Raw genomic sequence first — 9633 nt, 5'->3', positions numbered from 1 at the left:
AAACGCATAATTCATGGCCATGAACGAGGTAGAAACAGAAAAATTAAAATCAAAGAGGGTTATTCAAAGCTCTCTATATTTAGAGAAGAATAATGAAACAAATAAAATTATTAAAAAAGAAAAATTTCTTTGCCAGATTAATGCTGTTACTCAATTACTGGCGTCCATTTTCTGTATATGAGTTGATTTGTTATATATTGATGTTTGCTGGTGCTATAATGTTTGCATATGGTATAAAACCATATAATATAGAGGTAATAAAGCTAATCCTTTTTACCATTATAACATTGTATTCTGGTTTTTTTGCTGCACTAATCTGGAATGATATCTCTGATCAGGATATTGATATAATTGCTCATCCGAATAGGCCAATCCCAAGTGGTAGGATAAGTTCAAAAAAATTTTTTGCTATTGCACTTATCTTTTCTGCTCTCACCTTTATATTTGCAGTTCTTATCAGCCTCTGGTGTTTACTTCTTGTTGGAATTACTGCTATATTCGTCACATTTCACAATAAATATCTTAAAAAAATCATTAAAACCTATGCATATTCAGAAATATTCACCCCTTTTCAATGGCTAACTGTCCCACTTATTGGTTTTTTAGCAGTATGGACCGCACTTCCGAAAACTGGAAATATTAACCTTTCAGCTCCTTTACTCGGTTATATTTCTATTCATAGTACACATATTTTACCTATGTTACTATTAATTTTATTTACATATTTCGCTGATGATGCCCATGATCTTGCAGAAGGAATTGTTGATAAAGATGGAGACCGTAAACATGGTGTAAAAACATATGCGACCACGTTTGGGGAAAGAATCGCAGCAAAAATCTCTCTCGTCATGTTCTTCATTTCAGGAATACTAGGAATTATCTTATGGCTTATGACATTTCTTTCTCTTATTTTTATTATATTATTCATCCTACTTTGGTCTTATACATTAAAATATTACTACCAACTTGTTAAAACAACAGATGATCTACCGAGAAAATATATAGCAAAAATTGCAGGTAAAAAAGGTTATGACTACTTTCTTTTTTCATATGCGTTAATCTTTCTTGATGTATTTTTACAAGTACTAAATGCATCGTATTTTCATTTGACTAGCCCAATAATCTAATTAATAATGCCATCTGTGCCCACAGACGATTTTTTGCCTCGTCAATGACAACTGAATTTTTTCCGAATACAACATCCTTAGTTACTTCTTCTCCATAGTAAATAGGCATACAATGCATAAAGAGTGCGTTAGGTTTTGCTTTCTTTATAACTTCCTTAGTAACTTTATAATTGTAAAGATCCATGAGTCTTTGTTGTCGTTCATGCTCGAACCAAAAAGAGACATAGGTATCAGTTACAATAACATCAGCAGATGCGACAGCATTTATATCCTCAGTAATAGTGACCATTTGATTTTTTTTTTTCTTTACAATATCTTTGGCTGTTTTAAAATAGTACTTGTTCGGCCAGTATTTTTTTGGGGAGATAACTATTATATTAATTCCTGTAAGTGCGCATCCTAATAGATATGAATGGTTGAGATTGTCATCTCCATCTCCTATAAAAGCCAAAGTTAGATCTTCAAGTTGTCCTTTTTTTTCTTTTATAGTCATAAGATCAGCGATGATTTGACATGGATGTTCCTCTCGATCAAGTGCATTAATTACTGGAACCGTTGAATAGTCTGCTAGTTTGTATAAATTGGATGAGTCAATAGGACGGTAAATGATTGCATCTACGTATCTGGATAGTACCCGTGCTATATTTTCTGGGGATTCATATTTTCCTATACCTATCTCTTCACCGGTTATAAATATCGCATGTCCTCCTAATAGATTAATCCCAACTTCAAAAGAAACTCTTGTTCGAGTTGATTGTCGTTTCAAAGATCATAGCAAGTGTTTTTCCTTGTAAATTATTGAATTTTTTTCCTACTTTTAGGTCATGTTTTAATTTTATTCCTAGGTCAATTATTTCGTCAATCTCATTTGCTAAGTCAAGGATTGAAAGTATATTCTTTTTCATACGAGGGATATTAGGAAATTTTTTAGAGTTTATTAAAATTTTCCTATCTTTATAGTTTTATTTGTTTAATGAAGGAAAACATAAACCAGTATTATTTATATAATTTTAATAAAAATTCCAAAAAATAAAATAAGTATTATTATATATTAAGATAAGTATTAAATATTAATTCTTCATATTATATATTATGAAATTAACTAAATATATAACAATTTTCTTTGTTTTATTTTTTCTAACAGCACCTTTGACAGTCTTTTGTAACAGCACTCATATTATAAAAGAAATACAAAAACAAAACTTTGAAGAGAATCAAAATATAAGTATTATAAGAATAGCACAATACCCTAGATACGCAGGTTGCGACAGTCTCTTTGATTATATCTTTAATTATCATTGGCAATCAAATGGAAATATATATTATTTTAATTTAACAGAACTTACTTTAGACGAAATATCTGGAAAAGGTAAAAAACCATTAACAGTAGATAATTTTGATCTATTAGTTGTAGGTGCTAGTTTCGATAGCTTTTATAAACATGGATTTAATAAAAAACATTTAAATAATATTAGAAAATTTGTTTCTGATGGTGGTGGATATTTAAGTGTTTGTGCAGGCACTGTTTTTTCTACTAGAGGATATGAAAAACCGGATAAATTTTATAAAAAATATATTAACAATAATGCTTTGAAGATTTCTAATGTTTATCTAAACTTAGATTGGTCGGGAGAAGCTCAATATATCTTTAAGATGGGGGATAAGTCTACCGGTTTAGTTCCGTTAGAATGTATGCTAGTTAAAAATAATTCAAATCCAATTTTAAATGATTATTTTGATGATACTATAAATATATCATATGGTGGAGGTCCTGGTTTATATCCAGCTGAAAGTGATGATCCAATCTATGGAGAGGTAACACCTTTACTAATAATTAATGAAGAACTTATGGAAACTAAACCAATTCACTGGTACATGAAAGGATTGCTTCCAGGTTGGATACCATTTAAAAAAGTGAAAACAGATATCAAAGGTCAATATGCTGCTATAGCTTCTACTTATGGTGATGGTAAAATCGTTATTTTTAATTGTCATCCTGAGATTGCGCTTATAGAAAATGGTACTATTGAAGAATATATTGGTCGACCAGGTGGATATGGTTTTGGAAGATTTAATATACCTCCTATTAGAGCTGTTTTTAGATGGAATGGAGAACATATGAATATGAGTCATAATTGGTGGCTTCATCGTCGTGCTGCTGCCTGGATTGCTGGTGTACCTGATAGTGATCTTCCTCCTTGTAATGAACTTATGGTTTTTATGGATAAACCAATATATAGATATGGTTATCATTTTTATTTAAATGACACTCTTATAGGACCACGCTTTAATTTTTCGTTATTAAATCCACCTTTTGATTTTCCAAAAATAGAAAGGTCTAGATTATTAAGTTGGATTATGGGTAAATTTGTTTCTAATAGAATTTCGAAAGTTGTAAATTTAATGGGTATAACTGTTATTGTTGGTGATATTACTGTAATAGCATATGTTGAGAATAGCAATATTGTAGAGTTTTATCTAGATGATGTATTGGAGTTTACTGATACCTTGCCTCCTTTTGAATGGAAATTAGATAAGAACAATCTTAATGGTATACATAGGCTTGAACTTCGCGCTTATGATGAGTATGGTAATTGTGCCTTTGATGGTTCAGATTTTTTCTTCATAAACACTTAAAAAATAAAAAGAAAGGAAATGATAGTTTTTGCTATGAATTTTTGGCTTAGTTATTGTCCATTAGCAAAAATCTTTCTTCATTTTAGTAGGTGACAAAAATCCTTGAAAAACTATTACTTCAGATTGTTAATTATTTAGATATATCTTTTTCTCCCCTTTTTCCAAAAACTTATGTCATGTAATATTTATTGCTTAATCTGTTCTAATTCTAAAAATGGTGGATCAATAACATTTACTGATGGCGCCCTTTTGGTCCTTTTTCATAGGTATTGCAATACCCACAAATAGATGTAGTAGCTCCTTGGTAATTATTCTCGTTTCCAGATGATGGGTTTAGAATCGGTAACCTCAGGAATATTCTTTGTCTAAGGAATCTTATAACTAGATCTTTTATTCGTTCTCCTAGTGCTAGTCTGGTTCTTATCTTGTATAGTGGTGATTCTTTCTTTTTAGCGGGTGCTGTGTTAGAGGTAACTGTGGTTGCAAACATGATAGCTATTAAAGTAAAAAAAGCTAAAATACTAATCGCAAATATTTTTTTATTCATTCCTTTTAACTCTTCTTAAGATATTAATATATTACTCCAGTTTATAAAAACTCTGTTCGATAACTTTAGAATAAAGTATTTTTTTTAACAATAATATCTTGTTTCATATAATCTCGACAATTATTTTCTATAGGAACAATCATAGTATTATTTTAGGCAATATTTAGTCTTGCCATTTCCCGCAAACTTGCCATTCTATATAACAATATTCAACGCTGCATGTACAAGAATCTTCTGTTTTCATTCCTGTCCTTAGGTTTCTATAATTGTCAGGACTGAAAACTCTAAGCCATTGGAATGGTAGGAAAATACTCGTTGTCTAAGGAAGTTTGCAGGTTTCTACCGTATACGGTTCATAATAAGAAAGGCATCCACATAACCATGTTCCTAAGCTTGGTTTCATATTAATTTGCTCTCTCACAGAAAGTTCCTCTAAGTTTCTTAGCCATTGTAATGGTAGGAAAAATATTCTCTCGCCGAAAAATTTTGTTACTATATCCCCAATTTTTTCTTTTATAGCTTGCCTATTTCTTATCACATATAAGGGTGATTCTTTTTTTTCGGTGGTTTTTGTTTTTGTGGTTACTGCAGATACAAAAGAAATAGCCACTAATGCGACAGCCAAAATACTAATCACGAGTATTTTTTATTTATACTCTTCTTTCGCTTCCTTTCCCAAAATTTTAATATGTAATGTCAAGTCAGATGCGTAACATTTTTTTTAAGGAGAAGATGTAACCTTCATGTTGCATATGCACAGAGGGATTACCAGTGTTTTCAATTATCACACCTTGGTCAATGATGTTACCGATGTCGTTTGGCATTACAGTGGATTGTAATAATGGTAGTGAAAAATCGATGAAATAGTTTTTAATTATACTATATCATGGAGCCCTGTGAAAGTCACAATCTTTCCATCAATGCACCTATCATCAATGGCAAAAGAACTGTTGCATCTCCCTCTATTGTCACATTATCCGCTTTTTCTTTGAGTTTGCCCCACGAAATTGCTTCTCTTGTTTGTGCACCGCTAAGGCTACCATCATACTCCACCGCCGTCGTTATATAAACGGCGTGGTCAAGCCCATCTTTAAACTGGTTCCACCATATCACATGATGTTTTGAAATACCCCCACCAATTATTAGGGCACCACTTTTTTTGGCACCAAATATAATATCTGAGAGTTCCTGCTCATCTTTCAATAAATCAATAGTAAAATCCCTGTGCTCCTGATAATACATCCATAGATTAGAACCAAAAGCACCATCTGTTATACCTGGTACAAAAACCGGTATCTTATTCTTCCACGCCCAATAAAGTATCGAGTTTTTACCGTTTTTTTCTTTTTCAAGACTTTTACCAAACTCCCAAATTAACTCTTTTGTTGACCATTTATTTTTTATTTTATAGAGATCATTTAGGATAGGCTGCATTTTATCCTCAAGTATTTTCCCATAGCATTCGTTTGGAATGAAAATATTCCCAAGCCTGTTAATTCCCTTTTTATGTAGTTCTCTATCATCTGCTATAAAAGAGCCATGGTAATAGTTTTTCCAAACCCGTGCTAGGTCATGGTCCAACGTACCAGAAGTCGTGATAACAACATCAAAAAGTTTCCTTTTCAACAATTCTTTTATAATCCCTCTTGTACCAGTTGAACAGATACATGCTGGAAAAGAAAGAAACTTCACACAATCCTTTTCTTTAACCATTTTTTCAATGATCTCAACACCAACAGCAACTTTTTTTGCAGAGAAACCACCAGAGTCATAAAACTCTTTTATCAACTCATTAGAGTTCATACCTTTTTTTAATTGAATGTCTCTTACTGGTTTCTCTTTCATAAGATTTTCACCTTAATACACAGCTAATGCACCGTATCCGACACAGGAGCTGCTGGGTTGCACCTCATATGAGGTCCCATATTTAAGCAATTCTGCTTGTTTCGCACCCAATAATTTTGATGCGACAAGCATAGATGCAACAGGACCATAGCCACACATTGTTATATCGTTTTGATGTACCACATCAATAAGCCCTTTTGGATCCAACTCCAGTATTTTTTTAATAGCGATTTCGTCCTGTTTCTCCGCGTACTCATCAACCCTCATACCCCTAGGTGGCATACTCATATAATTAAAACCAACATGAGAAAAATCACTACTAGCAACAATAACTGTTTTAACACCAGTTTTTTTGATCGCCTCAGCTATGATCTCACCAACCTCTTTTGCTGTCTCAAAATCCTGCATAGCCATGCATATTGGTACGAAGTCAAATTTTTTAGATCCTGCAATGAACTGTAAAAAAGGTAGTTGGACTTCTATGCTGTGTTCATATGCATGTGCACTATCATCCATGTCTATTATGCTCTTGCATATCTGTTTCGCAAGCTTATCATTTATAGGTACTTTTCCAAGCGGTGTCTCCCATAAACCTTCTGTCATCACTGAGACCCCTGATCCTTGTCCTGTGTGGTTAGGACCAAGAACTACGAAGGTATCAGCGAAACCATTTTTTGAGAGATAATGATAAGAATGAGCAGCTATGGCACCAGAATAAACATAACCAGCATGAGGCACAACCAATCCTAAAATATTTTTGTTTTTCTCAGCAAACTTCGGAAAGCTTCTAGGTCCCCGTTTATCTAAAAAACATTCTTTGATGCTTTCCTCCAAACTTCGTTTGTCCCAATCGTAAAACTGGCCTGCTACAACAGCTTTTCTAATTTTCTCCAAATTTACTCACCCCTAACAAATTATATCACGAAATTGCACATTAACCTTATCCGCAAAAAGTATAAATACATTTGACTAATTCCGTTTAAAGATTTAGGGGGTACCAATGGAGACAGTATGCCATATAGAAATAATAAAAGATGGGCGGGACTTCGTAGCTAGAGTTCATCTTGCAAACGGCTCAATAAAAGAATATCGCCATCATATATTCGAGGATGTCCTTACTGAGATGGTTATAGACATACAGGAAGAATTAGCTGAAACCTAAAACTTTTTTTTAAATTAACCTATTTTTTATAATAGTTTAGTTATACTTTTTGTTTAATATGTAGACGACATCATAGATGACAATATTAACACAATTACCATCACTGCGATTGCCCCATACATTATGTATATATACCGTCTCCTTTTCTTCAACAAATTCTGATACTTCTGTTTACATTCCTCTGAGCAAAGTGTTTCATTAGCAGGTATTGCTTTCCCACACATATGACAATGCGTATGTTGTGCTATTTTCTCTACCATATTCATATCACCTAAACAATAATACAACCCATATGAAATACTTTTCCTACATGTAATGTCAAGTCAGATGCGTAACATTTTTTTTAAGGAGAAGATGTAACCTTCATGTTGCATATGCACAGAGGGATTACCAGTGTTTTCAATTATCACACCTTGGTCAATGATGTTACCAATGTCGTTTGACATTACACTACATGTTTTTTATAACAACCTTTCCATCCATAACATCAATGTTTATCAAAGCAGTTATCGGTACATTATACTCGGTTTTTATCTTATCTGCCACGTTTCCCTTGTCAATAGCTATAAAAACACCTTTTACGTCTACACCTATCTTTTTAAAGACAGATAATACAGCCTTAAGGGTGCCACCTGTGCTTAGTACATCATCAACAATAACGATTTTATCACTTTTTTTTAAACCATTTATGTAAAGTTTTGATTTTGAATAACCTGTGACTTGTTCCACGCTAAATTCATCAGGCAAACCATATGATCTCTTCCTAATAATTGTAAATGGTATCTTCATGCTCAAGGACAATGCAGAAGCAAGAGGTATACCCATGGCCTCCATAGTTACAATCCTATCAATCTTACCGCATTTTTTAATGAGTTTTTCCATCTCTTTAGCCACTTCATCTAACAAATCAGGTTTGATATATGGAACCCCATCGGTTATAGGATGGATAACATAATCATAATCACCTTTTTTCACAACAGGTACCTCAAACATAGATTTTTTCAACAACTCAAGACTCATAGTTCTCCAACCTCCTCACAAACTTTTTTCAAATCAGGTATAAACCTATCAATAACCTTTTTTGTTACATGTGGCATCAGAACGATGCGAATACATGATATTCTATTCATTTTATTAACCTTCCACCCATACTCGGTTAACTTATTTACTACTGCTGCAGGTTTTTTCATTCTAACACCGATAACATTCATAATAGGTTTTGTAACTAATTTCAATCCTATATCCTCTATTCTACATTGGGTGTAATAAGTGTTTTCCATGCATCTTTTAACCAAATCCCTGTAACCATTTTTACCAAGATATCTTATAACTGCATATGCTGCGGCAACAGGCCCACCAGATCTTGTACCAAGAATACCACTCTGTCTCTCGCTGCTAACACAATTAGATTCAACACTTATCTCATCAACCCATTCTTTGTTTCTAAAAATAAGTACACCAAGTGGTATAGCTGAATAACCCATTTTATGTGCATCTATAGATACTGTACTGACACCTTTAAGTTTGAAATCAAAATCAGGTACATCATATCCTAGTTGTTTTAAAAATGGTATAACAAAACCACCAAAAGCAGCATCAACATGTAAAAAAACATGTTCATCTAAGCATATCTCGCTAATCTCTGGTATAGGATCTATTGTCCCAAGTTCAGTTGAACCCGCTACACCTACAACAGCAGCTGTGTCTTTACCTATCTTTTCTTTTAGCTTAACTGTATCAATAACATAATCTTTGTTCAGAGGGGTGATAACAATCTTCATATCCATAAGTGATGCTATTTTCTGGAAAGAAAAATGTGCACTCCCAGGAACTATGATTTCTTTTTTGTTTGTTAATCGTTTTGCAAGCCACATAGCATTTATATTTCCCTCTGTACCACCACTAACTATCTGTCCACCAGAACCTTTTGGTGCATTTAACAAATCAGAAATGAATGAGATTAATTTTGTTTCTATGTTTTTTGTACCAGGAAATAGCTCCGGATCTCCAAGATTGGTTTCTAAAAACTTGAAATAAGCCTCCTTCGCAATGGGATGCGGCTGGGTACACATAGAACCAAGTATACGGCCACTAGCGAAAGTAAAATCCTTATATCTATATTTATCTAACTCTTTTAATATTATTTTATGTTTTTTCTTGCTGTGTTTTCTTTTTTCCATTTGACTCTGAGGTAATACATCATGGTTCAAAAATATTTCAATTTGCCGGCGTTGTCCAGAAAATAAATGTAGAACAACTTCAATATCATATCTGGATGGGTTGCAAACAATACAATAAAGAAAAAAAATAAAACA

12 protein-coding genes are annotated in these 9633 nt (G+C 33.0%); 3 read left to right on the top strand and 9 right to left on the bottom strand.

Annotation, left to right across the window (positions count from 1 at the left end; translation table 11 throughout):
• The first annotated feature begins 140 nt into the window (after positions 1-140).
• Positions 141-1127, top strand: coding sequence for a UbiA prenyltransferase family protein (locus QHH19_05500; protein ID MDH7517781.1), 987 nt, complete (start codon positions 141-143; stop codon positions 1125-1127).
• Here QHH19_05500 and argF read toward each other — a convergent pair.
• Together argF and QHH19_05490 are read right to left on the bottom strand one after the other, a co-directional pair.
• On the bottom strand, positions 1111-1893 hold the full coding sequence (gene argF, locus QHH19_05495; protein MDH7517780.1) for an ornithine carbamoyltransferase: 783 nt from the start codon (positions 1891-1893) through the stop codon (positions 1111-1113). The two genes, QHH19_05500 and argF, sit on opposite strands and share 17 nt — an antisense overlap.
• Positions 1856-2032 (bottom strand): hypothetical protein, encoded by a 177-nt coding sequence (locus tag QHH19_05490; GenBank protein MDH7517779.1) that lies wholly within the window; start codon positions 2030-2032, stop codon positions 1856-1858. The genes argF and QHH19_05490 overlap by 38 nt, the downstream gene beginning before the upstream one ends.
• Before the next feature lie 187 nt (positions 2033-2219).
• Between QHH19_05490 and QHH19_05485 the strand changes: the two genes are divergently transcribed.
• Positions 2220-3764, top strand: coding sequence for a BPL-N domain-containing protein (locus QHH19_05485; protein MDH7517778.1), 1545 nt, complete (start codon positions 2220-2222; stop codon positions 3762-3764).
• 232 nt (positions 3765-3996) lie between these two features.
• Here the strand turns inward: QHH19_05485 and QHH19_05480 are convergent, their stop codons facing one another.
• The 4 genes from QHH19_05480 to QHH19_05465 form a co-directional block, all read right to left on the bottom strand.
• Positions 3997-4311, bottom strand: coding sequence for a hypothetical protein (locus QHH19_05480; protein ID MDH7517777.1), 315 nt, complete (start codon positions 4309-4311; stop codon positions 3997-3999).
• Positions 4312-4630: 319 nt separating this feature from the next.
• A complete protein-coding gene (locus tag QHH19_05475; protein ID MDH7517776.1) occupies positions 4631-4936 on the bottom strand; it encodes a hypothetical protein in 306 nt (101 codons plus the stop codon).
• A gap of 278 nt (positions 4937-5214) precedes the next feature.
• Positions 5215-6156, bottom strand: coding sequence for a deoxyhypusine synthase (locus QHH19_05470; GenBank protein MDH7517775.1), 942 nt, complete (start codon positions 6154-6156; stop codon positions 5215-5217).
• Between the two features lie 12 nt (positions 6157-6168).
• Positions 6169-7050 (bottom strand): MEMO1 family protein, encoded by an 882-nt coding sequence (locus QHH19_05465; GenBank protein ID MDH7517774.1) that lies wholly within the window; start codon positions 7048-7050, stop codon positions 6169-6171.
• A 106-nt stretch (positions 7051-7156) separates the two neighbouring features.
• On the opposite strand from QHH19_05465, the gene QHH19_05460 reads away from it, so the two are divergent.
• On the top strand, positions 7157-7318 hold the full coding sequence (locus tag QHH19_05460) for a hypothetical protein (protein MDH7517773.1): 162 nt from the start codon (positions 7157-7159) through the stop codon (positions 7316-7318).
• Positions 7319-7371: 53 nt separating this feature from the next.
• Here the strand turns inward: QHH19_05460 and QHH19_05455 are convergent, their stop codons facing one another.
• The 3 genes from QHH19_05455 to mfnA all read right to left on the bottom strand — a co-directional run bounded on the left by QHH19_05455 (position 7372) and on the right by mfnA (position 9498).
• On the bottom strand, positions 7372-7578 hold the full coding sequence (locus QHH19_05455; protein ID MDH7517772.1) for a DUF2116 family Zn-ribbon domain-containing protein: 207 nt from the start codon (positions 7576-7578) through the stop codon (positions 7372-7374).
• A 190-nt stretch (positions 7579-7768) separates the two neighbouring features.
• Positions 7769-8338, bottom strand: coding sequence for a hypoxanthine/guanine phosphoribosyltransferase (gene hpt / locus QHH19_05450; protein MDH7517771.1), 570 nt, complete (start codon positions 8336-8338; stop codon positions 7769-7771).
• Positions 8335-9498 (bottom strand): tyrosine decarboxylase MfnA, encoded by a 1164-nt coding sequence (gene mfnA / locus QHH19_05445; protein MDH7517770.1) that lies wholly within the window; start codon positions 9496-9498, stop codon positions 8335-8337. Before mfnA ends, hpt begins: the two co-directional genes overlap by 4 nt.
• Positions 9499-9633: the final 135 nt, after the last annotated feature.

This window comes from Candidatus Thermoplasmatota archaeon (genome assembly GCA_029907305.1).
In the GTDB taxonomy this organism is placed as follows: domain Archaea; phylum Thermoplasmatota; class E2; order DHVEG-1; family DHVEG-1; genus JARYMC01.
The sequence above is the reverse complement of the archived record's forward strand: the minus strand, read 5'-3'. Positions and strand labels throughout refer to the sequence as shown.

Bases quoted from the DNA above. Each gene is read 5' to 3' on its own strand.
- QHH19_05480 (MDH7517777.1), bottom strand. From the start codon at position 4,311: ATGAATAAAAAAATATTTGCGATTAGTATTTTAGCTTTTTTTACTTTA.
- QHH19_05485 (MDH7517778.1), top strand. From the start codon at position 2,220: ATGAAATTAACTAAATATATAACAATTTTCTTTGTTTTATTTTTTCTA.
- QHH19_05470 (MDH7517775.1), bottom strand. From the start codon at position 6,156: ATGAAAGAGAAACCAGTAAGAGACATTCAATTAAAAAAAGGTATGAAC.
- QHH19_05500 (MDH7517781.1), top strand. From the start codon at position 141: ATGCTGTTACTCAATTACTGGCGTCCATTTTCTGTATATGAGTTGATT.
- QHH19_05490 (MDH7517779.1), bottom strand. From the start codon at position 2,032: ATGAAAAAGAATATACTTTCAATCCTTGACTTAGCAAATGAGATTGAC.
- QHH19_05460 (MDH7517773.1), top strand. From the start codon at position 7,157: ATGGAGACAGTATGCCATATAGAAATAATAAAAGATGGGCGGGACTTC.
- QHH19_05455 (MDH7517772.1), bottom strand. From the start codon at position 7,578: ATGGTAGAGAAAATAGCACAACATACGCATTGTCATATGTGTGGGAAA.
- mfnA (MDH7517770.1), bottom strand. From the start codon at position 9,498: ATGGAAAAAAGAAAACACAGCAAGAAAAAACATAAAATAATATTAAAA.
- hpt (MDH7517771.1), bottom strand. From the start codon at position 8,338: ATGAGTCTTGAGTTGTTGAAAAAATCTATGTTTGAGGTACCTGTTGTG.